At 60.2% G+C, this 22,938-nt stretch carries 27 protein-coding genes; 8 read left to right on the forward strand and 19 right to left on the reverse strand.

Annotation, left to right across the window (positions count from 1 at the left end):
- Positions 1-56 precede the first annotated feature (56 nt).
- Positions 57-851 carry a thiazole synthase gene (locus AB4N33_RS23280; RefSeq protein WP_476458330.1) on the forward strand — a complete coding sequence of 265 codons (795 nt, stop codon included), beginning with the start codon at positions 57-59 and terminating at the stop codon, positions 849-851.
- A gap of 9 nt (positions 852-860) precedes the next feature.
- The gene (gene trmB, locus AB4N33_RS23285) at positions 861-1,586 is read left to right on the forward strand and encodes a tRNA (guanosine(46)-N7)-methyltransferase TrmB (RefSeq protein ID WP_476458331.1); all 726 of its coding nucleotides are present in this window, start codon (positions 861-863) and stop codon (positions 1,584-1,586) included.
- Positions 1,587-1,746: 160 nt separating this feature from the next.
- Here trmB and AB4N33_RS23290 read toward each other — a convergent pair whose 3' ends face one another.
- The 9 genes from AB4N33_RS23290 to AB4N33_RS23330 form a co-directional block, all read right to left on the reverse strand.
- Entirely contained in the window at positions 1,747-2,070 is a 324-nt protein-coding gene (locus tag AB4N33_RS23290) for a DUF3392 domain-containing protein (protein WP_460140734.1), read from the reverse strand.
- Positions 2,071-2,079: 9 nt separating this feature from the next.
- Complete coding sequence (hemW, locus tag AB4N33_RS23295; RefSeq protein ID WP_460120015.1) at positions 2,080-3,285, reverse strand: radical SAM family heme chaperone HemW; 1,206 nt, start codon at positions 3,283-3,285, stop codon at positions 2,080-2,082.
- On the reverse strand, positions 3,282-3,878 hold the full coding sequence (gene rdgB / locus AB4N33_RS23300; protein WP_460140736.1) for an RdgB/HAM1 family non-canonical purine NTP pyrophosphatase: 597 nt from the start codon (positions 3,876-3,878) through the stop codon (positions 3,282-3,284). The genes hemW and rdgB overlap by 4 nt, the downstream gene beginning before the upstream one ends.
- The gene (locus AB4N33_RS23305) at positions 3,875-4,309 is read right to left on the reverse strand and encodes a DUF4426 domain-containing protein (RefSeq protein ID WP_460120019.1); all 435 of its coding nucleotides are present in this window, start codon (positions 4,307-4,309) and stop codon (positions 3,875-3,877) included. The genes rdgB and AB4N33_RS23305 overlap by 4 nt, the downstream gene beginning before the upstream one ends.
- Before the next feature lie 26 nt (positions 4,310-4,335).
- Entirely contained in the window at positions 4,336-4,956 is a 621-nt protein-coding gene (gene metW, locus AB4N33_RS23310) for a methionine biosynthesis protein MetW (protein WP_460120021.1), read from the reverse strand.
- A gap of 7 nt (positions 4,957-4,963) precedes the next feature.
- Positions 4,964-6,103: a homoserine O-succinyltransferase MetX gene (gene metX, locus AB4N33_RS23315; RefSeq protein WP_460120022.1), complete on the reverse strand. Its 1,140-nt coding sequence runs from the start codon at positions 6,101-6,103 to the stop codon at positions 4,964-4,966.
- A gap of 252 nt (positions 6,104-6,355) precedes the next feature.
- Positions 6,356-6,946, reverse strand: coding sequence for a YggT family protein (locus AB4N33_RS23320; protein ID WP_460120024.1), 591 nt, complete (start codon positions 6,944-6,946; stop codon positions 6,356-6,358).
- Positions 6,947-6,956: 10 nt separating this feature from the next.
- Positions 6,957-7,775 carry a pyrroline-5-carboxylate reductase gene (gene proC, locus AB4N33_RS23325; RefSeq protein WP_476458332.1) on the reverse strand — a complete coding sequence of 273 codons (819 nt, stop codon included), beginning with the start codon at positions 7,773-7,775 and terminating at the stop codon, positions 6,957-6,959.
- A 35-nt stretch (positions 7,776-7,810) separates the two neighbouring features.
- Complete coding sequence (locus AB4N33_RS23330; protein WP_476458333.1) at positions 7,811-8,509, reverse strand: YggS family pyridoxal phosphate-dependent enzyme; 699 nt, start codon at positions 8,507-8,509, stop codon at positions 7,811-7,813.
- 56 nt (positions 8,510-8,565) lie between these two features.
- Between AB4N33_RS23330 and AB4N33_RS23335 the strand changes: the two genes are divergently transcribed.
- Positions 8,566-9,600: a type IV pilus twitching motility protein PilT gene (locus tag AB4N33_RS23335; RefSeq protein WP_460120030.1), complete on the forward strand. Its 1,035-nt coding sequence runs from the start codon at positions 8,566-8,568 to the stop codon at positions 9,598-9,600.
- Between the two features lie 114 nt (positions 9,601-9,714).
- Here the strand turns inward: AB4N33_RS23335 and AB4N33_RS23340 are convergent, their stop codons facing one another.
- A complete protein-coding gene (locus tag AB4N33_RS23340) occupies positions 9,715-10,332 on the reverse strand; it encodes a C40 family peptidase (protein ID WP_460120032.1) in 618 nt (205 codons plus the stop codon).
- A 249-nt stretch (positions 10,333-10,581) separates the two neighbouring features.
- Here AB4N33_RS23340 and AB4N33_RS23345 point away from each other — a divergent pair, with 249 nt between their 5' ends.
- On the forward strand, positions 10,582-11,013 hold the full coding sequence (locus AB4N33_RS23345; RefSeq protein ID WP_476458334.1) for an NINE protein: 432 nt from the start codon (positions 10,582-10,584) through the stop codon (positions 11,011-11,013).
- Between the two features lie 60 nt (positions 11,014-11,073).
- Here AB4N33_RS23345 and AB4N33_RS23350 read toward each other — a convergent pair whose 3' ends face one another.
- The 9 genes from AB4N33_RS23350 to gshB all read right to left on the reverse strand — a co-directional run bounded on the left by AB4N33_RS23350 (position 11,074) and on the right by gshB (position 18,957).
- Positions 11,074-12,042 (reverse strand): lipid II-degrading bacteriocin, encoded by a 969-nt coding sequence (locus tag AB4N33_RS23350; RefSeq protein ID WP_476458335.1) that lies wholly within the window; start codon positions 12,040-12,042, stop codon positions 11,074-11,076.
- 227 nt (positions 12,043-12,269) lie between these two features.
- Complete coding sequence (locus tag AB4N33_RS23355) at positions 12,270-12,656, reverse strand: hypothetical protein (RefSeq protein ID WP_476458336.1); 387 nt, start codon at positions 12,654-12,656, stop codon at positions 12,270-12,272.
- A gap of 323 nt (positions 12,657-12,979) precedes the next feature.
- Positions 12,980-14,251: a dihydroorotase gene (locus AB4N33_RS23360; RefSeq protein ID WP_460120040.1), complete on the reverse strand. Its 1,272-nt coding sequence runs from the start codon at positions 14,249-14,251 to the stop codon at positions 12,980-12,982.
- Positions 14,248-15,252, reverse strand: a complete 1,005-nt coding sequence (locus tag AB4N33_RS23365; RefSeq protein ID WP_460120042.1) for an aspartate carbamoyltransferase catalytic subunit — start codon at positions 15,250-15,252, stop codon at positions 14,248-14,250. Before AB4N33_RS23365 ends, AB4N33_RS23360 begins: the two co-directional genes overlap by 4 nt.
- 27 nt (positions 15,253-15,279) lie before the next feature.
- Complete coding sequence (gene pyrR, locus AB4N33_RS23370; RefSeq protein ID WP_476458337.1) at positions 15,280-15,783, reverse strand: bifunctional pyr operon transcriptional regulator/uracil phosphoribosyltransferase PyrR; 504 nt, start codon at positions 15,781-15,783, stop codon at positions 15,280-15,282.
- A gap of 93 nt (positions 15,784-15,876) precedes the next feature.
- The gene (gene ruvX, locus AB4N33_RS23375) at positions 15,877-16,314 is read right to left on the reverse strand and encodes a Holliday junction resolvase RuvX (protein WP_371050549.1); all 438 of its coding nucleotides are present in this window, start codon (positions 16,312-16,314) and stop codon (positions 15,877-15,879) included.
- Positions 16,314-16,886: a YqgE/AlgH family protein gene (locus tag AB4N33_RS23380; RefSeq protein ID WP_460120046.1), complete on the reverse strand. Its 573-nt coding sequence runs from the start codon at positions 16,884-16,886 to the stop codon at positions 16,314-16,316. The genes ruvX and AB4N33_RS23380 overlap by 1 nt, the downstream gene beginning before the upstream one ends.
- 95 nt (positions 16,887-16,981) lie before the next feature.
- Entirely contained in the window at positions 16,982-17,881 is a 900-nt protein-coding gene (locus AB4N33_RS23385) for an energy transducer TonB (protein WP_460120048.1), read from the reverse strand.
- A 104-nt stretch (positions 17,882-17,985) separates the two neighbouring features.
- On the reverse strand, positions 17,986-18,957 hold the full coding sequence (gene gshB / locus AB4N33_RS23390) for a glutathione synthase (RefSeq protein WP_460120050.1): 972 nt from the start codon (positions 18,955-18,957) through the stop codon (positions 17,986-17,988).
- 353 nt (positions 18,958-19,310) lie between these two features.
- Between gshB and pilG the strand changes: the two genes are divergently transcribed.
- The 4 genes from pilG to AB4N33_RS23410 all read left to right on the forward strand — a co-directional run bounded on the left by pilG (position 19,311) and on the right by AB4N33_RS23410 (position 22,909).
- Positions 19,311-19,727 carry a twitching motility response regulator PilG gene (gene pilG / locus AB4N33_RS23395; protein ID WP_460120052.1) on the forward strand — a complete coding sequence of 139 codons (417 nt, stop codon included), beginning with the start codon at positions 19,311-19,313 and terminating at the stop codon, positions 19,725-19,727.
- A gap of 46 nt (positions 19,728-19,773) precedes the next feature.
- Complete coding sequence (pilH, locus tag AB4N33_RS23400; protein ID WP_007987790.1) at positions 19,774-20,139, forward strand: twitching motility response regulator PilH; 366 nt, start codon at positions 19,774-19,776, stop codon at positions 20,137-20,139.
- A gap of 10 nt (positions 20,140-20,149) precedes the next feature.
- Positions 20,150-20,689 (forward strand): chemotaxis protein CheW, encoded by a 540-nt coding sequence (locus AB4N33_RS23405; RefSeq protein WP_460120054.1) that lies wholly within the window; start codon positions 20,150-20,152, stop codon positions 20,687-20,689.
- A 162-nt stretch (positions 20,690-20,851) separates the two neighbouring features.
- Positions 20,852-22,909 carry a methyl-accepting chemotaxis protein gene (locus tag AB4N33_RS23410; RefSeq protein WP_460120056.1) on the forward strand — a complete coding sequence of 686 codons (2,058 nt, stop codon included), beginning with the start codon at positions 20,852-20,854 and terminating at the stop codon, positions 22,907-22,909.
- Positions 22,910-22,938 lie beyond the last annotated feature (29 nt).

Genomic DNA, 22,938 nt, shown 5'->3' on the forward strand with positions numbered 1-22,938 from the left:
GCCCAGGTGGCCATAGCATTATTGTGCAAGAACCTCACCCCAACAGAGGATTTCCCATGAGCATCGTTCGCACCGACAAGCCTTTCGTCCTGGCCGGTCGTACTTACCAGTCGCGTCTGCTGGTCGGCACCGGCAAATACCGTGACATGGAAGAAACCCGCCTGGCCATCGAGGCCTCGGGTGCCGAGATCGTCACCGTGGCCGTGCGCAGGACCAACATCGGCCAGAACCCGGGCGAACCGAACCTGCTGGATATCCTGCCGCCGGATCGCTACACCATCCTGCCGAACACCGCCGGTTGCTACGATGCCATTGAGGCTGTGCGCACCTGCCGACTGGCCCGTGAGCTGCTCGATGGCCACAACCTGGTAAAGCTGGAAGTGCTGGCTGACCAGAAAACCCTGTTCCCCAACGTGATCGAAACCCTCAAGGCCGCCGAAGTGCTGGTCAAGGAAGGCTTCGACGTGATGGTCTACACCAGCGATGACCCGATCATCGCACGGCAACTGGCCGAAATCGGCTGCATTGCCGTCATGCCGCTGGCTGGGCTGATCGGCACCGGCCTTGGGATCTGCAACCCGTACAACCTGCAGATCATCCTCGAAGAAGCCAAGATCCCGGTGCTGGTAGACGCCGGTGTCGGTACCGCTTCCGACGCCACTATCGCCATGGAACTGGGCTGCGAAGCCGTGCTGATGAACTCTGCCATTGCCAACGCGCAACAGCCGGTCATGATGGCCGAAGCCATGAAGCACGCCATTGTTGCCGGTCGCCTGGCCTATCTCGCGGGCCGCATGCCGAAAAAACTCTACGCCAGCGCTTCTTCGCCGCTGGATGGTCTGATCAAGTAAGAGCCATTGATGACTGAATCAAACGAAACGCCAATCCAGACGGAAGAAGGCGACGAGCGCCAGCACCGCCGCATCAAGAGCTTCGTGATGCGCGCCGGGCGCATGACCGAAGGCCAGCAACGCGGCCTGGAGCAAGGCGCGCCGCTGTTCGTGCTGCCGTTGGCCGACTCGCCGGTGGACTACGACCAGGTCTTCGGTCGCTCGGCACCGCGCTCGCTGGAAATCGGTTTCGGCATGGGCCACTCGCTGCTCGAAATGGCAGCCGCTGCGCCTGAACAGGATTTCATTGGTGTGGAAGTGCACCGTCCGGGTGTCGGTGCGTTGCTCAATGGCGTGCTGACCCAGGGCCTGACCAACCTGCGGGTCTACGATTGCGATGCAATCGAAGTGCTCAACCGTTGCGTGGCCGACAACAGCCTCGATCGCCTGATGCTGTTTTTCCCGGACCCGTGGCACAAGAGCCGTCACCACAAGCGCCGTATCGTCCAGGCGTCGTTCGCTGAGCTCGTGCGCAGCAAATTGAAGATTGGCGGTGTACTGCACATGGCCACCGACTGGGAGCCGTATGCCGAGTACATGCTGGAAGTGATGAACGTCGCACCGGGTTATCGCAACCTGGCCGAAGATGGCAAGTGCGTGCCGCGCCCGGCAGAGCGCCCGATCACCAAGTTCGAACGCCGTGGCGAACGGCTTGGGCATGGGGTTTGGGACTTGAAGTTCGAAAAACAGTCTTAAGCCACACGCGATAACACTGTGGGAGCGGCGGTGCGACGATTCGACTTGCCCGCGATGGCGTACGAACAGTCAACGAAGGTGTTGGATGTTATGGCCTCATCGCGGGCAAGTCGAATCGTCGCACCGCCGCTCCCACAGTTGTTTCTGGTTGGGGCAGAAATTACTTGCGGTCAGCCACTACGCCAATCAACACCAACACCACCAACAACACCGGCGCCAGGCTGTAGTTGTTGAACTGGCTCAGGCCGCGAACGATCCATGGCGTGGCGTAGATCAGTGCTGCGCCGCTGCCGATCATGCACAGCAATGCCATCAGCGGGACACGCAAGGCGCCGGCGATGCTGCCCAGGCGTTGCTCGACCCAGCCTTTGAAATCCGCACCGAACAGCACCAGCAGGCAGCCCACCAGGGCCAAGGCGATTTCCGAGAGATTGCTGCGGCTCCAGCGAGACACGGTGGCGAGCAGGTCGAGTACCAGATCCATTCGGTTTCCTTAGGTCAGAAAATTCTGCAGCAAGTCGTTGAGAAACAGTTGTCCGCGTTCAGTGGCCGCCAGACGTGACGGTTCGACCTGCATCAGGCCGCTTTGTTCGGCGTCGCGGCGGGCTTCGGCCAGGCTGTCCAGGGGCATACCAGTGCGCTCCGGGTAAAGGCACGCTTCGACCCCCTCGGTCAGCCGCAGGGCATTCATCAGGAACTCGAACGGCATTTCATCATCGGTCAGCGTCTTTTCGCCAGCCTTGAAGTTTTTCGCCAGGTTAAGGTAATCCTTCGGCAGACGCGTTTTCCAGGTGCGCACGATGCGCCCGTCCGGATGGCTGAGCTTGCCGTGGGCACCGGCGCCAATGCCGATGAAGTCGCCAAAGCTCCAGTAATTGAGGTTATGCCTTGCCGCACGGCCGGGCTGCGCGTAGGCCGAAACCTCGTATTGCGCGTAACCATGCTCGGCCAGCAGCGCCTGCCCGGCCTCTTGAATATCCCACAAGGTGTCGTCTTCCGGCAGCGTCGGTGGCTGGTTCCAGAACACTGTGTTGGGCTCCAGCGTCAACTGATACCAGGACAGATGTGTCGGCTTCAGGGCGATGGCGGTGCGCAGGTCGGCCAGGGCGTCATCCAGGGATTGGTCGGGCAGGCCGTGCATCAGGTCGAGGTTGAAGTTATCGAACCCGGCCTGACGGGCCATTCCGGCGGCACGCACGGCCTCGTCGCCATTGTGGATGCGTCCCAGCGCCTTGAGCTTTTCCTGCTGGAAGCTCTGGATGCCGATCGACAGGCGATTGATCCCCAGTGCCCGGTAAGCCACGAACTTGTCCTGCTCAAAAGTGCCTGGGTTGGCTTCCAGGGTGATTTCGATGTCAGCGGCAAAGGGGATGCGCTGCTCGACCCCTTTGAGCAGACGACCCAGCGCCTGGGCACTGAACAGGCTCGGCGTGCCGCCACCGAAGAAAATCGAGCTCAGTTCACGGCCGTACACGGCATGCATGTCCTGGTCGAGATCGGCCAGCAATGCGTCCACATACGCCTGTTCCGGCAACTCGGGGCTGGCGGTGTGGGAGTTGAAGTCGCAATAGGGGCATTTGCGTACGCACCACGGGATGTGGATGTACAACGCCAGCGGCGGCAGCACCGGCAGGGGCGCCCGGAGAGAGGCTGCGCCGCCGCCGTGTATCAGCGGCAACGCGGATGATTCAGGGGTCATTTCAAGCCCAGACGCTGGCGCAGCAGATCCATTGCACGGGCGCGGTGGCTGATCTGGTTCTTGTCGGCCGGGCTCAACTCGGCACTGGAGCAGTCGCGCTCCGGCACCCAGAACAGCGGGTCGTAGCCAAAACCGTGTTCGCCGCTGGCCTGGTGCAGGATGCGGCCGTGCCACAGCCCTTCGCAGAGGATCGGCAGCGGATCATCGGCGTGGCGCACCAGCGCCAGTACGCAGACGAACTGCGCACCGCGCTCGGCGTCGGGCACGTCCTTGAGCGCTTCGAGCAGCTTGGCGTTGTTCGCCGCATCGCCCTTGCCATCGGCGTAGCGGGCCGAGTAAATGCCCGGCGCGCCGCCGAGGAAATCCACCGCCAGCCCCGAATCGTCTGCCAGCGCCGGCAAACCGGAAATACGCGCAGCATTGCGGGCCTTGAGAATGGCGTTCTCGACGAACGAAAGGCCGGTTTCTTCAGGCTCGATGTTGCTGAACTCGCCGATCGAGCGCAGTTGCACCGATTGACCGAGCATGGCCTGCAGTTCCTTGAGTTTGCCGGCGTTATGGCTGGCCAATACGAGTTGCGTGAAATTGATCATTCGCCGGGGAAGAGCTCTTGGTTGAAGTTGAGGGTGTTGATCTTGTCACCGGTCTGCACCTTGATTTCGAAGGTGCGGGTTTCCTGCTGCGGCACCGGATACTGTGCGATGTAGTAGATCGCGCCCTGCTCTGTGATCTGCTTGAAGGTCAGGGGCACGCTCTGGCTGGTCAAGTCCTTGACCGTACCGGTGACGTTGGCCATCAGCGGCTTGCCGTCCTTGAGCACCGAAACGTTGATGACGCCCTGGTTCTTGCTGCGGATCAGCTCCGCCGACTTGGCAATGTCAGGCGTCAGGTACGTTGAATTGAAGGTGTTGTAGTGCACCGTCACATCACCGAACGTTTCCTGGCGATCGCTTTTGATCGCATCAGCGGCCATGGCCGTGACACTCAGGCAGGCAGTGAGTAAAAACAGCGCTAGACGACCCATGACCATTCTCCTTGCAATGGCGCGGTTCAGACCGCGATCTTGTGGTCAGCAAGCCCTGGGCTGCTGACACGATAGATACCGATTTCTCCTAATAGATTAGGCCATAGCTTACTGGCCCACCCATGGCGATGCTGTTGATCCACGGCAAGCCGATCAATGACCTTCGCTTCACGTTCGCGGCAAAGTGCCTCAAAGTCTTCGAAGGTGCAGAAGTGGATGTTTGGCGTGTTGTACCAGGTGTACGGCAGGAATTCAGAGACCGGCATCCGACCCTTGCTCGCCAGGTACCAGCGGCAGCGCCAGTGACCGAAGTTGGGGAAGGTGATGATGCACTGGCGACCGACCCTCAGCATTTCGTCGAGGATCTTGTCCGGGTAGTGCACGGCCTGCAGCGCCTGGGTCATGACCACGATGTCGAAGCTGTTACTGGCGAAGTTGCCCAGGCCCTTGTCCAGGTCCTGCTCAATGACATTGATGCCCTTGGCCACGCACTCGGCGATGTTGTCCGGATCATTTTCCAGGCCGTAGCCGGTGACTTGCTTGTTGTCGCGCAGCCAGGTCAGCAGCTCGCCGTCACCGCAGCCCAGGTCGAGCACGCGGCTGCCGGCGGGGATCCATTCCTGGATGATTTCCAGATCAGCTCTCATGGCTTTCTCACAACGCAATACGGTTCATGTAGTTGCCGAACGCCTGTAAATAGCGCGGGATCGGAATCAGGAAGGCGTCGTGGCCTTGCGGAGCGTCGATCTCGAGATAGCAGACGTCTTTCCTGGCCGCCATCAGCGCGTCCACCAGTTCCCGCGAGCGGGCTGGGGAGAAGCGCCAGTCGGTGGTGAACGACATCACGCAGAATTTGGCGGTGGCATTGGCGAAGGTTTTCGCCAGGTCATCGTTGAAGTTGGCGGCGGGGTCGAAGTAGTCCAGCGCCTTGGTCATCAACAGGTAAGTGTTGGCGTCGAAACGTCCGGAGAACTCCTCGCCCTGGTAACGCAAGTAGCTTTCGACCTGGAACTCGACGCTGTGGAAGTCGTAGTTGAGCTTTTCGCTCTTGAGGCCTCGGCCGAATTTTTCGCCCATGGAGTCATCGGACAGGTAGGTGATATGACCGACCATCCGTGCCAGCATCAGGCCGCGCTTGGGGATCACACCGGCCTCCTGGAACGAGCCGCCGTGGAATTCGGGATCGGTCAGGATCGCCTGACGTGCCACTTCGTTGAACGCGATGTTCTGTGCCGACAGTTTGGGCGCCGAGGCGATGGCCAGGCAGTGTCGCACGCGGTCCGGGTAGGTGATGGTCCACTGCAAGGCCTGCATGCCGCCGAGGCTGCCGCCGATCACGGCTGCCCACTGCGCCACGCCAAGCGAGTCGGCCAGGCGTGCCTGGCTGTGCACCCAGTCTTCCACGGTCAGCACCGGGAAGTCGGCGCCGAATGGCTTGCCGGTTTCCGGGTTGAGGCTGCTCGGACCCGTGGAGCCGTTGCAACCGCCGAGGTTGTTCAGGCTGACCACGAAGAATTTGTTAGTGTCGATTGGCTTGCCGGGGCCGATGCAACTGTCCCACCAGCCAGGCTTGCGGTCGTCGGGGCTGTGGTAGCCGGCGGCGTGATGATGGCCCGACAGAGCGTGACAGATCAGTACGGCGTTGCTCGCCGTGGCGTTCAGCGTGCCGTAGGTCTCGTAAATCAGGTCATAGGCGGCCAGCGAACGGCCACAGGCCAGGGCCAGGGGTTCGCTGAAGTGCGCCACTTGCGGCGTCACCAGACCAACAGAATCGGGGGGAAAGGCAGCTGGCATCGACCCTGCTCTCGGTTAAATGAGGCGTAAGTCTAAAGACCGATGGGGTTAGCGGCAAGCGAAGGTAAACCCAGGGGTAGCCCCCTGTAGGAGCGAGCACGTCGAAACGTCGAACCGTCGCGATGGTCGTCAACGATAACGCTGGATGCCTGAATGCCTGCGGTGTCTGATACACCCATCGCCAGCAAGCTGGCTCCTACAGGAAGCATGCATTCCCCTGTAGCAGCCAGCTTGCTGGCGATCAGCGATCCATCAGATCAACAGACGCAAAATCTCCGGCATCATGGTCATGGCCGCCAGGTTGTTGATCACCAGCATGTCGATCAGCTTGAGCACCATGAAGGCGAGGATCGGCGAGATGTCCAGGCCGCCCATGCTTGGCAGGATGCGGCGAAATGGCGCCAGGGCCGGCTCGCAGATCTGGTTGACCAGTTCGGCGCCAGGGTTATGGCTACCCGGGGCGACCCACGACAGGATCACGCTGATGATCAGTGCAAAGAAGAAGATCTTCAGGAATAGCGCGGTCACGCCGATGAGCGACCATATCAGCAATTGCAGCGGGTTACCGGTGGTGCCGTAGGTCAGCAGCAGGGTCAGGGCCATCAGTGCCATCTGCACAAGGATCGCCAGCACCAGCGAGGACATGTCCAGGCCAAACAGGCTCGGAATGATCCGGCGCAGTGGTTTGAGCAGCGGCTGGGTGGCCTTGACGACGAACTGGCACAGCGGGTTGTAGAAGTTGGCGCGCACCAGTTGCAGCACAAAACGCAGCAGCACGATCAGCAGGTACAGGCTGCCCAGGGTTTGCAGCACGTAGACCGCTGCGGTGTTCAATCCAATCATGTCAGGCTCCTTATTGACCCAGTTGTTCGGCCATCTCGGCCGAGCGGTGCTTTGCTGCGCCCAATGCTTTTTCGACCAGGGCTTCGAAGCCACCCGCCTGGAACGATTTGATTGCAGCTTCTGTGGTGCCGGCTGGCGATGTTACACGGCGGCGCAATTCGGCAGCGTCCACATCACTGGACACCGCCATGTGCGCAGCACCCAGTGCGGTTTGCAGGGTCAGTTGGGCGGCGATGTCGGCAGGCAGGCCGAGTTTCACCCCGGCGGCGGTCATTGCTTCGATCAGCAGGAAGAAATACGCCGGACCGGAGCCGGAAACGGCGGTGACCGCGTCGAGTTGCAACTCCTCATCCAGCCACAGGGCGATGCCCACGGCCGACAGCAGCTCTTGCGCCTGCTGGCGTTGCTCGCCGGTGACTTGGGGGGTGGCGAACAGGCCGCTCACGCCCTGGCGCAACAATGCCGGGGTGTTGGGCATGCAGCGCACGATCGGCTGTGCGCCCAGCCAATTGTTCATGCTGGCGCAGGTGATGCCGGCCGCGATGGACACCACCAGTTGGTTCGGCGCAAGGCTTGGGCGAAGGGCTTCGCACACGGCTTTCATGGCTTGCGGCTTGACGGCCAGCACGACCACGTCCGCGCCCTGAATGGCCTCTGCGTTGTCGGCGAAGGTTTCAATGCCGTGTTCGGCGCTCACTTTGGCGCGGGTTTCAGCGCCTGGATCGCTGGCGCGGATCTGCGCGGCGTCCAGACCCTTGGCGCGCAGGCCGCCGATCAGGCTGGCCGCCATGTTGCCGGCACCGATGAAGGCAATGCGAGTCTTGCTCATGTCAGGTCCTTATAAAAAGAGGTGTCAGCCATTGTTCAGGGCTGGCCTTGCATGTGTGGATAGTCGCGGGCGCCGAACAGGGCCGTACCGATGCGGACCCAGGTGGCGCCTTGGGCGATGGCCGACTCGAGGTCATGGCTCATGCCCATGGACAAGGTGTCGAGTGGCAGTTGAAGGCTGTCTTGCAGGCTTTTCACGGCAGCAAATGCGGCGTCTTGGGCGGCGCGATCTTCCGTCGGCTCGGGGATGGCCATCAACCCGCGCAACTTGAGGCGCGGCAGTTCGCTGATGGCTTGGGCCAGTGCGGGAAGGTCGGCCGGGGTGCAGCCGGACTTGCTGGCTTCACCGCTGACATTGACCTGGATACAGATGTTCAGGGGCGGCAGATCCGCCGGACGTTGCTCGGACAGGCGTTGTGCAATTTTCAGACGATCCACGGAGTGCACCCAGGCGAAGTGTTCGGCAATAGCGCGAGTCTTGTTCGACTGAATGGGGCCGATGAAGTGCCAGATCAAGGGCAGGTCGGCCAATTCGAGCTGTTTGCTCAAGGCTTCCTGCAGGTAGTTCTCACCAAAATCGCGCAGGCCTGCGGCGTGCGCTTCACGCAGCTCGTATGCAGGCTTGGTCTTGCTCACTGCCAACAGCTGCACGCTGTGCTCGTCGCGGTGGGCGGCGAGGGCGGCAGCCCGGATGCGTGAACTAACCAGGGCAATGTTGTCTGCTATCGTGGACATTCAAGAGGCGCCAGCGGTCTGAGGTTGGCGGCATTCTACTGGAATTGAGGAGTGCTATGGATATCACTGAGCTGCTGGCGTTCAGCGCCAAACAAGGCGCGTCCGACCTGCACCTGTCTGCCGGGCTGCCGCCGATGATTCGCGTTGATGGCGACGTGCGGCGCATCAACCTGCCGGCCCTGGATCACAAGGAGGTTCAGGCGCTGGTCTACGACATCATGAATGACACCCAGCGCATGGAGTTCGAGAAGCACCTGGAAACCGACTTTTCCTTTGACGTGCCCGGTGTTGCGCGCTTCAGGGTCAATGCATTCAATCAGAACCGGGGGGCGGGGGCGGTGTTTCGAACCATTCCGTCAAAGGTCCTGAGCATGGACGACCTGGGCATGGGCGAGGTGTTTCGCCGGATCACCGAATCGCCCCGAGGCCTGGTGCTGGTGACCGGGCCGACCGGTTCGGGCAAGTCCACGACCTTGGCGGCGATGATCGATTATCTCAACAACAATCGACATCACCACATCCTGACCATCGAAGATCCGATCGAATTCGTCCACGAATCGCGCAAATGCCTGATCAATCAGCGCGAAGTCCACCGTGATACCCGCAGTTTCGCCACCGCCTTGCGCTCGGCGCTGCGGGAAGACCCGGACGTGATCCTGGTGGGTGAGATGCGTGACCTGGAAACCATTCGACTGGCGCTGACGGCGGCGGAAACCGGTCATCTGGTGTTCGGCACCCTGCACACCACGTCGGCGGCAAAAACCATTGACCGGGTGGTGGACGTATTTCCGGGGGATGAGAAGTCGATGGTGCGCTCGATGCTGTCAGAGTCCCTGCTGGCGGTCGTCTCGCAAACGCTGGTCAAGAAAGTCGGCGGTGGGCGCATTGCGGCACATGAAATCATGCTGGGCACGTCGGCGATCCGTAATCTGATTCGCGAGGACAAGGTCGCGCAGATGTATTCGTCGATCCAGACGGGTGGGAGCCTGGGCATGCAGACCCTGGATATGTGCTTGAAGGAATTGGTGACCAAGGGCCTGATCACTCGCGATCATGCGCGGGAGAAGGCGCGGTCGCCGGATAATTTTTGAGGGAATGAGGGGCTTTCAAGGTACATCTCGCGAGCAGGCTCGCTCCCACGCTGGATCGTGATCGACACAAATCCTCTGTGGGAGCGAGCCAGCTCGCGATGGCGATGCATCAAATCACCTCTGAACCACCTGCAGGCCGCTCTTCTCTTTCGGCAGAACCCGCTTGGCAACAACGTAGTGCTGCTCCCAATACGGCTTCTTCAGCGTATCGATGGTCACAGACTTGCCACGACGCGGTGCGTGGATGAAGCGGTCGTTGCCCAGGTAGATGGCAACGTGATTGACTCGACGGCTCTTGATGTTGAAGAAAATCAGGTCGCCCGGTTTCAGGTCCTTGCGATCGACTTTCTCGCCATGACCGCTGGCCATGGCGTTCGAGGTGCGTGGTAGGTCGAACGTGGCATCGTTGAATGCGTATTTCACCAGGCCGCTGCAATCGAAGCCTTTACTTGGGCTGCTGCCGCCCCAACGGTAAGGCGTACCCAGGACGTTTACGGCACGGCTCAGCACGTTGCTGCTTTCCTTGGTACCCATCGGTGGGACCAGGCCGCTTTTGCTGCTGAGCTGTGGAGCTGCTTTGACCGATTTCTTGCTTTTGCTCGCGGGAGCAGAAGCATGGGATTTTGGGGTGTAACCATTAACGTTCGGAAGACGTTGCTCACGATTGGTGGCGTGGGCGGCCAGTGGCAATAATAGGCAAATGGTTAGCCATGTCTTGAAAAATGGACGCATTAGGCAAGGCTCGTATGGATTAGCGCGAAACTTTATAACAGCTTTTTTTGGCTTCCCGAGGCCGTTGGTCGATTCCGCCAGGTTCTAAGGGAACCAAATGAGCGGCAAAAAGACGCAATTGTCCGACAGAAGTCCGCTGCAATAAGGGTTTGAAGCCATCCAAGTCTGCACCTGCCATCCGTCGGGGACTCGTAAAAAAGTCACAAAGATTTAAAGAATATTTATCTATCGTGTGAATTGAGGTCATCCATGAACACCTATCAACAGCCCGTTTCGCATCACGACACCCATAGCAAGGTGGTCGGCTACCTGCTGTGGATTTTCGGTTTTACCGGCGCGCACCGCTTTTATTACGGCAAGCCGGTGACCGGGACGATCTGGTTTTTCACGTTCGGACTGCTTGGGATTGGCTGGCTGATCGACGTGTTCCTGATCCCGGCCATGGATCGTGAAGCGGACCTGCGTTTTACCTCGGGGCCCATCGAATACAACGTCGCGTGGATTTTGCTGACATTCCTCGGGGTGTTCGGCGTGCACCGGATGTACCAGGGGAAGTGGATCAGCGGCTTGCTGTATCTGCTAACGGGTGGATTGTTCTTCCTGGGGGTGCTGTATGACTTCTGGACGCTGAATGATCAGGTATCGGTGCGCAATGCGCAGAATAGGGGCACCTTCCAATAACCCTTGCTGATACAGGGCGCCAAACCCTGTAACAGCCGGATGGGGGGCAGATCAACGTTGTCAGTCCGGGGTCTCGCCGTACAGGCTGATGCGATGCTCACCCGTTATCTCAATTTCGTAGGTGTGCCCGGCAAACATTCTGCCAGCGGTGGTCAGGATCTCCAGTACAGGGGCCCTGTTGCCGGCGATGGAATCGAATTTTTTCGGGAGGGCGCTCACAACCGCAGTGAGTTCCCAACTGGCATCTGCATGACGGATAAAACTCCCTTCGGCTTTCAAGGTGATTTTGCCCAGATAGGTACCGGTTACCCGACTGCTGTCGAACGTGTCGTAGACGAACGCTTGTTCACTAAAACGGTAGCTGCCAGCCTCAGCGTTGTTGGCGATGGCGTCCGTCAGTGACGGGATATCCACAGCCTTGAGATTCAGGCCAATGTTGTTGATGTTGACGCTAAGGCTTTCGCCATTACCCCACAAGTAATGAGCGAATGCCTTGACCGGGCTGAACGTGCCCCCAGAGAGTTCGCCGGTGATTTTCTCGTAGCGGGTGCTGTAACCGCTTGCCGAAGCCTGCGCCAGGGCCTCCTCCGGGCTCATGTATTTCTGCGCTGCGAAGGCATCGGCCAGGCTGAAGTTGACCAGCTTATGTTTGAAATAGGCGTGGGTCACGGTCGGGCAACTATTGAGCAGGTAGTCATCGCATTCCGTGATTTCCCATAGTTCCTGTATGGCGCCGATGGCATCACCGTACTTGATCGCCCTGTTCGCCAGTTTCAATTCATAACTGAAAGCGTCGAGGGTGCTTTTCATTTCCAGCCACACCAGAAACCTGTCCATGTCGCCGGAGGAAATGACCGGACCCTTGGCCAGCGGGAGCGAATAGCTGAAACCGTCAGTGGTGATCGTGGCCGTTGATGGATCATCCCACTGCACGGTGGCGGGTTTCTCCCACTTGAAGTTTTCATCCAGGGTGAGTCCACCGAATTCACCGCGGGTGTCGATTGGGGGTAATGTCAGCTCATATTTCATTGTTACTCCTTTGCCCTGTGGTGCAGAGCTCAATCGGGTTTCTTGGCCTGATTGATAGTAAAAGAGTAACTGACTGTCGGATCCAATATCTCTGTAGGCTAATTCCGATAAGCGTGAAAGATTGTTCAGCTCGCGGGGCAGTATATTTCCTGATTTAAAAGATACGCACTGTGGGTTTCGGCGATGTTTCCGGTATGTCTATGTCGCTTTCAAAATTATATGGGTTATTAATGTGGGCGGATTTTAAGATTAACCATCTGGTGGGCGATTAAAGAAATTGCATTCAAGCTGTAAAAAAATGAAATGACCATATGGTTTGGTGTGAGCCAATAGATAGCGCTGACAACAGTCAGGATGAAAGATGCTGCAGGGGTGAAAGTTAATAAGGCTATTTGAAAAGTTTTTCCAGTTTTCAAGGTTAGAGTGCTTTTATTACAGAGTCGTTGGATGAAGTGGGTGCCGATGAGTATGAAAAATACAATAAATACTGAGGCTATCGGAATGATGGCGGAGTCTTGACTAGTGTTATATGTAGAGTCTGCATGGTTTTTTATTATCATGGCGATCGCGACCGCAGCGGTTGCGAAGGTGACTAATGGATACGTCCAGTTCATCGATTTTCCTCCATTGACGTTTCTCCATGCTTTTTGAATTTTAATTGATAAACAGGCTGACAGAGTCCTGTAGTTCTGTAGGTTGGATCGGATAAGGAGGAAGGGAGTATCAAACTAGGAGCGATTACAGAATGTTTCGTACGCAAAGCTTTATAAAAGCTTATAGGCTTGGCAGAAATTTCTGACGAGGAATGTGCGTGTCGTATCTGATTTAAACGCGCGTCAATTCGGGTGGAGGGTAAGTGCCTGGTGTCTTTGAAGTGAGTTATGTTCGTGGATGTTTACCGCATGAGGGGGCAATCTGGTGCCCCCTATGCAGTATATTACGCTTGGTGACTGATCCGCCCATCCACCAGGGTGTAACGCACCACGCCCGGCAAGCTGTGTCCGATGAACGGGCAGTTCTCGCCCTTGGACAACCAGCGCTCACCGGCCACGGTCGAAGCCGTCGGGTCGAATAGCACGATGTCGGCGGCGCCACCCACCGTCAGTTTGCCGGCCGGCAGGCGCAATGCTTCGGCAGGGCCGGCACTCAGGCGCGCCAGCAGCGTCGGCAGGTCCAGCAGACCATCGTCCACCAGTGTCATCGCCAGCGGCAGCAGCAGTTCGACGCTGCTGATGCCTGGTTCGGTCGCGCCGAAAGGTGCGAGTTTGGCGTCGCGCTCGTGGGGTTGGTGATGACTGGAGATCGCCGAAACCACCCCCGACTTCACCGCCTCGCGCAGGCCGTCGCGGTCGGCGCGGGTGCGCAGCGGCGGCTGGACGTGATAGAGGCTGCTGAAGTCGATCAGAGCCTCGTCGGTCAGGATCAACTGATACAGGGCGACATCGGCGGTCACCGGCAGGCCGCGGGCCTGGGCCTGGGCAATCAGGGCCACACCGCGGGCGCTGGTCAGTTGGCTGAAGTGCGCGCGCACGCCGCTTTGCTCGACCAGCAGCAGGTCGCGGGCCAGGGCGACGGTTTCGGCGGTTTCCGGGATGCCCGGCAAGCCGAGGAAGCTGGCCGTCGGACCTTCATGGGCCAGACCACCTTCGGCCAGGTCATGGTCCTGTGAGTTGAAAATCACGGTCAGGTCGAAAGTCGCCGCGTATTCCAGCGCCCGGCACAGGGTGCGGGTATTGCGGAAACTCTCCAGGCCGTTGCCAAATGCCACGCAACCGGCATCGCGCAATGCCACGAGCTCGGCGAGCTGTTCGCCGTCCAGGCCCTTGCTCAAGGCGCCAATCGGGAAGACCTTGGTGTTGCCGGCCTCGCGGGCGCGGTCGAGGATCAATTCGGCCACGGCGGAGGTGTCCAGCACCGGTTTTGTCTTCGGCGGGCAGCACAGGCTGGTCACGCCGCCGGCAGCGGCTGCGCGCGTTTCGCTGACAATCGAGCCTTTGCGGCTGTAGCCCGGTTCACGCAGGGCGACGTTCAGGTCGACCAGCCCAGGGGCGGCCACCAGGCCCTTGGCATCGATGGACTCGACGGCCACGAAACCGGCGGGTGCGGCGCCGAGGGCGACGATCTTGCAGGCTTCGATATGGATATCGGTAACTTGATCCAGGCCGCTGGCTGGATCGATGACGCGGGCGCCGAGAATGCTGAGCTTCACTGGGCGTTCTCCTGTTCGAATTGGCGCTGCGCAGTCTGCCCGCTCATGGCCATGGACAGCACTGCCATGCGAATGGCGATGCCGTAGGTCACCTGGTTGAGAATCACCGAGTGCGGTCCATCGGCTACCGCCGACTCGATTTCCACCCCGCGGTTGATCGGGCCCGGATGCATCACGATGCAGTCCGGCTTGGCGCCGGCCAGGCGTGCGGTGGTCAGGCCGAACAGGCGGTAGAACTCGCCTTCGCTCGGCAGCAGGCCACCGGCCATGCGTTCGCGTTGCAGGCGCAGCATGATGACCACATCGACGTCTTTGAGGCCTTCGGCCATGTCGGTATAGACCTTCACGCCGTACTGTTCGATGCCGATCGGCAGCAGGGTTTTCGGTGCGATCACGCGGATGTCGGGGCAACCGAGGGTTTTGAGCGCCAGCATGTTCGAGCGCGCCACCCGCGAGTGCAGGATGTCGCCAACGATGGCTACCGACAGGTTTTCGAAACTGCCCTTGTGCCGGCGGATCGTCAGCATGTCGAGCATGCCCTGGGTCGGGTGCGCATGCCGGCCGTCGCCGCCATTGATGATCGCCACCTGTGGGCACACATGCTCGGCGATGAAGTGCGCGGCACCGGAATCACCGTGGCGCACGACGAACATGTCGGCGGCCATGGCTTCAAGGTTGCGCAGCGTATCGAGCAGCGTTTCGCCCTTGCTTGCCGACGAAGTGGACACGTTCAGGGTGATCACGTCGGCGGAGAGGCGTTGGGCGGCCAGTTCGAAGGTGGTGCGGGTGCGGGTGGAGTTCTCGAAGAACACGTTGCACACGGTCTTGCCGCGTAGCAGCGGGACTTTCTTGACCGCCCGGGCACCGACTTCGAGGAACGAGTCGGCAGTGTCGAGGATTTCCGTCAGCAGCTCGCGGCGCAAGCCGTCGAGCGAGAGGAAGTGGCGCAGCTGGCCCTGATCATTGAGCTGCAGCGGGCGCTTGGTGTCTAGAGGCGTCATCGCGAGGGGGACTCTCAATAGGGCGGATTAAAGGGCGAGGTCTTGCAGCTCGAGCTGAAGTTCCGGCCCGGACAGTTTCACCCTCTCATGGGCGGCAAGCGTCAGGGTGGCGCCGAGCACGTTCGGGCGGATAGGCAGCTCGCCAGCGTCCAGGTCCAGCAGGCAGACCAGTGTCACGCTGGCCGGGCGACCGTAGTCGAACAGTTCGTTCATCGCCGCGCGGATGGTGCGGCCACTCATCAGCACATCGTCGACCAACACCAGGTCCTGGCCTTCGATTTCGAAGGGCAGCGCCGAAGGACGCACTTGCGGGTGCAGGCCGTTCTGGCTGAAGTCGTCGCGGTAGAAGGAAACGTCGAGCGTGCCGAGCGGTTCTTCACTGCCCAGCTCTTTGAGCAGGGCCTGGGCCACCCACACGCCGCCGGTACGGATACCGATGTAGCGCGGTTCGCTGATGCCCCGGTGTTCCAGGTGTGCCTTGAGACGGATCGCCATCTGGCTGATCAGTTCGGCGGGATTTGGCAGGCTCATGGTTGCTCCTTCTTGGGCCCGAGACCGCTGAAGCTTGATGGGTTCGGGTTATCACTAAAAGAGCCGCTAGGCGGCTCTTCCGGGTTGAATGCATCAGGTGTCGAACAGCTCGCCGTTTTCGTCGAGCCAACCCTGCAACAGCAGGGCGGCGGCAATGGCGTCAACGGGGTTGTCACGGTAACTGCCTTTTTGCCCACCACGCGCCAGGCGTTCGCCCTTGGCCTCGAACGTGGTCAGGCGTTCGTCATGGGTATAGAAGGGCAGGTTGAAACGGCCATTGAGTCGCCGGGCGAATTTTTCTGCGCGGGCGCACATGTCGCTCGGCGTGCCATCCATGTTCAGCGGCAGGCCGACCACCACGGCGTCGGGCTTCCACTCTTTGATGAGGGCTTCGACCTGGTTCCAGTCGGGAATGCCATTTTGTGCCTTCAACGTGCACAGCTCGCGGGCTTGGCCGGTCACGACCTGGCCGACTGCCACGCCGATCTGTTTGGTGCCGTAGTCGAAACCCAGGATCAGGCGCAAAGCCATCAGGCGTGCCCCGCCTGGCTGGTGAGCAGGCTGAGGTTGATGCCCAGATGTTTGGCCGCGGCGTCCAGGCGCAGTTCGCTGCTGGTGTTGAACAGGATGTCTGCGTCGTACGGGCAGGTCAGCCAGGCGTTTTGCGCAAGCTCCGATTCCAGTTGCCCCGCTTCCCAGCCGGCGTAGCCCAGGGTGATCAGGCTCCTGGCGGGACCGACGCCGTCAGCGATGGCAAACAGCACGTCCTGGGAGGTGGACAGCGAGAGCTCGCCTTCCAGATCGACGGTCGCCTGGTATTTCTGCCCCGAGGGGTGCAGGACAAAACCGCGATCGGTCTGCACCGGGCCACCGATGAAAATCGGTACATGCTGGCACAGCGCCGGCGGTTCGATGTCTGGGCGAAGTTGTTCGAGAATGTCGGCCAGGTTCAGCTCTTGCGGGCGGTTGACCACCAGCCCCATGGCACCGTTGGCCGTGTGCTCGACGATATAGGTCAAGGTGTGCGCAAAGTTCGGGTCGGCCATATGTGGCATGGCGATCAGGAAGTGATGCTTGAGGTAGCTGGGGCTGACATTTTTCATGAGCGCTAGTGTGGCGTTCGGGGGGCGAACTGACAAGCTGGGGATGCACCGTAAAACGAATTCACCCTCAACTGTAGGAGGCAGGGGAGCAGCGATCAGTTGCTGGACAGGCGATCCCCACGGGCGAATTTCCAGGTGCGGATGATTTCCAGGCGGTCGATGTCCGACAGGTCGCCGGTGAACGGTGCGAACGGTGCGGCCAGCCTGACAATGCGCTGGGCGGCCTGGTCCAGCAGCGGTTGCCCGGAGGATTCGAGCACCAGCACTTCATACAGCGAGCCGTCGCGGTTGATCGAGACCATCAGTCGCAGGTTGCCGTAGATCTGTTTGCGCCGGGCTTCGTCGGGATAATTGAGGTTGCCGATACGCTCGACCTTCTTGCGCCATTCATCCTTGTACCAGGCGCCCTTGTCGCGCATGGTCGAGGCGGCGCTCAGGCGGTGGATGCGCGGGCGCTTGGCGTAGAGCTGTTGTTCCTGGGCCAGCTCCGCTTCCAGGCTGGCGATGTCGCTGGACAGTTGTTCACTGTCAAATGTCGGTGCGGCCACTGCAGGCTTGGTGACGGGTTTGGGTTCTTCGGTCTTGGCTGCTGCTTTTTTCGGCTTCGGCGCGACGGTGGTGACGGCGGCCTTGGGCGCAGTTTCCTGGACTTGTGGCTTGGCTGCCGGCGGCGGGGTGACCTTCTGCACCTTGTTGTCCTGGAACGGTGCGACCTCGGTGGTCTTGGGGATCGCCTTTTTGTCCAGGGTGCCGCTGCCTTCCTGGTTTTCCTGAGCGAGAAAATCGGCCTTTTGCGGCTTCTTTTCACTCTTGAAGGTGGCGAGGGTGATTTCCAGGGTCTTGCTGATCTGCTGGGGCTCGACCATGGTGAAGCCGACGCCCAGTAACAACGCCAGGTGAATCAACGCCGCCAGAAACAGGGTAAATCCGAGGCGATCGGCCGGGCGCACGCCACGATGGGCGAGTTCAGCGGGGAGATCGGACGGAAGTGTCATGGCAAAAAAAACCACCATAGCGTTTTCATGGGGCGGGCATGATAACGCAATGGTGGTTTTTAGCTGCAAGCTTCAAGGTGCAAGCGACAAGCTGTCGCTGCTCTTTACGCTTGCGGCTCGCAGCTTGCAGCTTGCAGCTTCTTCTCAATGGCCTCCATCAGCATGCCGCCGATGTCGGTGCCGAAGGCATTATCGATCTCACGAATGCAGGTCGGACTGGTGACGTTGATCTCGGTCAGGTGCTCGCCGATCACGTCCAGGCCCACGAACAGCAAACCTTTGGCGCGCAGGGTCGGGCCGACTTGCGCGGCAATCCAGCGATCTTTCTCGCTGAGCGGACGGGCTTCGCCACGACCACCGGCCGCCAGGTTCCCACGGGTTTCGCCAGCGGCCGGGATCCGCGCCAGGCAGTAGTCCACAGGCTCGCCGTCGATCATCAGGATGCGTTTGTCGCCGTCCTTGATCGCCGGCAGGTACGCCTGGCCCATGATCTGCTGGTTGCCCAGGGAGGTCAGGGTCTCCAGGATCACCGACAGGTTCGGATCGCCTGCGCGGTGACGGAAGATCGAGGTGCCACCCATGCCGTCCAGCGGCTTGAGAATCACATCGCCATGTTTGGCGGCGAATTCACGCAATACGTCGGCGCGGCGGCTCACCACGGTCGGCGGCGTGCACTGCGGGAACAGCGTGGCGAACAGCTTTTCATTGCAGTCACGCAGGCTTTGCGGCTTGTTGACCACCAGCACGCCGGCGCTCTCGGCCTGTTCCAGCAAGTAGGTGCAATAGACGAATTCCATGTCGAACGGCGGATCCTTGCGCATCAGGATCACGTCGAGGTCGCTGAGCAGGGCGTCTTGCTCGGACTCCAGTTCGAACCATTTTTCCGGGTTGGCAAACACTTTCAGTGGACGCATGCGCGCCCGCGCCTGGCCCTCGAGCTGATAGAGGTCGCGCTGTTCCATATAGAACAGTTCCCAGCCGCGTTTCTGCGCGGCCAACAGCATGGCCAGCGAGCTATCCTTCTTATAGGAGATGCTGGCGATAGGGTCCATGACAATCCCGACGCGAACGCTCATGGGTCATTCCTCAAAAAATGGGGGCTGTTGATGACCTGTAGGAGCGAGCATGCTCGCGATGGACTGGAAAACACCGCGGGGTGTCAGGCTGCCAGCGTTATCGTTGGCGACCATCGCGAGCATGCTCGCTCCTACAGAAGATCAGAAGATCGGCGTAAAAAGTGGCGTCAGATTGGCGCCGAGTGTGTCCCCGGTCAAGGAAAAACCATCGAGCAGGCTGGCCGATAGATTGCGTTTGGAGACTGTGCTAAAAAGGCTGCCATGTCGTACGGACCCTTGCTTATCAAGGGTTTCGAGCCACCGAAGGTCCGAAAACGGACAAAATGATTCGCAAAGGCGACGGTAGAGCATTTATGGATCAGCATTCCAGCGCCTTGAAGGTCATGGTGATCGACGATTCGAAGACGATTCGCCGCACCGCCGAAACGCTGCTCAAGAACGTGGGGTGTGAGGTCATTACGGCCATCGACGGTTTTGATGCCCTGGCCAAGATTGCCGACAATCATCCAGGCATCATCTTTGTGGACATCATGATGCCGCGTCTGGATGGCTATCAGACCTGCGCCCTGATCAAGAACAATCACGCGTTCAAGTCCACACCTGTGATCATGCTGTCCTCCAAGGACGGGCTTTTCGACAAAGCCAAGGGGCGCATTGTCGGTTCTGATCAGTTTTTGACCAAGCCATTCAGCAAGGACGAATTGCTGAGCGCGATCCAGGCCCATGTTCCGGGCTTCGCCGCCGTATTGCCGCAACAGGACATGCAGTGACGCTTGGCCAGCGGGCCCGGCGTCGACAAGAAAAATGGGGAAAACCATGGCACGTATTCTGATCGTCGATGATTCGCCGACTGAAATGTACAAATTGACCGGCATGCTGGAAAAACACGGTCACGAAGTGTTGAAAGCCGAGAACGGCGCCGACGGCGTAGCGCTTGCCCGCCAGGAAAAGCCCGACGCGGTGCTGATGGACATCGTCATGCCTGGCCTGAACGGTTTCCAGGCAACCCGCCAGTTGACCAAGGACCCGGAAACCGGGCACATCCCGGTGATCATCATCACCACCAAGGACCAGGAAACCGACAAGGTCTGGGGCACGCGCCAGGGCGCCAGGGATTACCTGACCAAACCGGTCGATGAAGACACCCTGATCAAGACGCTGAACAACGTGCTGGCCGGTTGATCGTCCGGCCATGACCGAGTCGCTGACCGCCTTCGAACTGTTGTTGCAGATCGACCAGCGCTGCCGCCTGCTGGCGGCGGACCTGCCGTCGCAACCAACTCGACAGGACGGCTGGAGTGGCATCGGCTTTCGCTTGGGGGAGCACTGGTACGTCGCGCCGATGGGCGAAGTCAGCGAAATACTCCACGAGCCAAGGTTCACCCCGCTGCCAGGGGTCAAGCCCTGGGTCAAGGGCGTGGCCAACCTGCGTGGGCGCCTCCTGCCGATGATGGATCTGTGTGGATTCTTCGGTCATGAACTCTCACCCGTACGCAAGCAGCGACGGGTGCTGGTGGTGGAGCATGCGGACGTATTTGCCGGGTTGTTGGTCGATGAGGTGTGCGGTTTGCAGCACTTCGAGCAGGACAGTTTCGAGCCGCTGCCGGTGGGGGAGCGACAGGGCGCCAAGGCTGAGTTCGTCAGCGGGCATTTCAAGCGTGAATATGACTGGCGGGTGTTCAGTCTGTTTGCGCTGGCGCGGTCTGCAAGTTTCATGAATGTAGCGGTGTAGTTGCAGCAACAGAGAACCCATTGTGGGAGCGGGCTTGCTCGCGAAAGCGGTGTGCCAGTCGAAACTTGTGTTGCCTGACACACCGCTTTCGCGAGCAAGCCCGCTCCCACAGCGGAGTCTTGAGCTAGGTCAAAAAGGCGAGGTTCAAATGGGCGAGGACCGATGACAAAAGCAAAACCAGGCAGGCCGGAAGGATCGCGCAGCCGATCGCAGATCATCGTGCTGTTCATCGCGCTGATCATCTTCATCATGCTGCTGTTTGCCAACTTCGCTTACCTCAATACGCAGGCCACGTACGACAAACAGTACATCGGCCACGCCGGCGAGCTGCGCGTGCTGTCCCAGCGCATCGCCAAGAACGCGACCGAGGCGGCCGCCGGCAAGGCGGCCGCCTTCAAATTGCTGAGTGATGCGCGCAACGATTTCGCCCAGCGCTGGGGCTACCTGAAGAAAGGCGACCCGGCCACCGGCCTGCCGCCGGCGCCGTCGAGCGTGCGCCCGGAAATGCGCGCGGTACAGATGGACTGGGAGCGCCTGCTGAAAAACACCGATGCGATCCTGTCCAGTGAACAGACCGTGCTGTCCCTGCATCAGGTGGCCGCGACCCTGGCCGAAACCGTTCCGCAGTTGCAGATCGAGTACGAAAAGGTTGTCGAAATCCTCCTGCAGCGGGGCGCCCCGGCTGCACAGGTGGCGATGGCTCAGCGCCAGTCGCTGCTGGCTGAGCGGATCCTCGGCGCGGTGAACACCGTGCTGTCCGGCGACGAGAATTCTCAACAGGCTGCCGATGCGTTTGGCCGCGATGCCACCCGTTTCGGCCAGGTGCTCACCGGCATGTTGCAGGGTAATCCGGCACTGAAGATCAGCCAGGTCGAGGACCACGATGCCCGCGCCCGGTTGCTCGAGATTTCCGAGCTGTTCGAGTTCGTCTCGGGGTCGGTGGATGAGATCCTCGAAACCTCGCCGGAACTGTTCAAGGTTCGTGAGTCGGCGACCAATATTTTCAGCCTGTCACAAACCCTGCTGGACGAAGCCTCGCAATTGGCCGTGCGCCTGGAGAACCTGGCCGGTGGGCGCGACACCGACACCATCGGCGGCTACGTGCTGGGTTTGCTGGCCCTGGCCTCGATCATCCTCATCGGCCTGGTGATGGTGCGTGAGACCAATCGCCAGCTGCGCGAGACCGCCGAGAAGAATGAACGCAACCAGAACGCGATCATGCGTCTGCTCGACGAAATCGAAGACCTGGCCGACGGCGACCTCACCGTGACCGCCTCGGTCACCGAAGACTTCACCGGGACCATCGCCGACTCGATCAACTATTCCGTGGACCAATTGCGCGATCTGGTGGCCACGATCAACCTCACCGCTGGCCAGGTTGCGGCTGCGGTGCAGGAAACCCAGGCCACCGCGATGCATCTGGCGCAGGCTTCGGAACATCAGGCCCAGCAGATCAGCGAAGCCTCCACCGCGATCAACGACATGGCGCAATCGATCGATCAGGTGTCGGCCAATGCTGCCGAATCCTCGGCGGTGGCCGAGCGCTCGGTGGAAATCGCCAACAAGGGAAACGAGGTGGTGCACAACACCATCCACGGCATGGACAACATTCGCGAGCAGATCCAGGACACCGCCAAGCGCATCAAGCGCCTGGGCGAGTCGTCACAGGAAATCGGCGATATTGTCAGCCTGATCGATGACATTGCCGATCAGACCAACATCCTCGCCCTGAACGCGGCTATCCAGGCGTCGATGGCCGGCGACGCCGGACGTGGTTTTGCGGTGGTCGCCGATGAAGTCCAGCGGCTGGCCGAGCGCTCATCCGCCGCGACCCGGCAGATCGAAACCCTGGTGCGGGCGATCCAGACCGACACCAACGAAGCGGTCATCTCCATGGAGCAGACCACCACCGAGGTGGTACGCGGCGCGCGCCTGGCGCAGGATGCCGGAGTGGCACTGGAAGAAATCGAAGGGGTCTCCAAGACCCTGGCGGCGCTGATCCAGAGTATCTCCAACGCCGCGCAGCAACAGACCTCGTCGGCCGGCCAGATTTCCCTGACGATGAACGTGATCCAGCAAATCACTACGCAGACCTCGTCCGGTTCCACCGCCACGGCTGACAGCATCGGCAACCTGGCGAAAATGGCCAGCCAGTTGCGCCGCTCGGTGTCGGGTTTCACCTTGCCGGCCGCCAAGGCGCAGACTGTGGATAAAGTGTGACGCGCGCTTGTATGGACAGTGATCGGAGT

The organism is Pseudomonas sp. S1_E05, assembly GCF_056337105.1.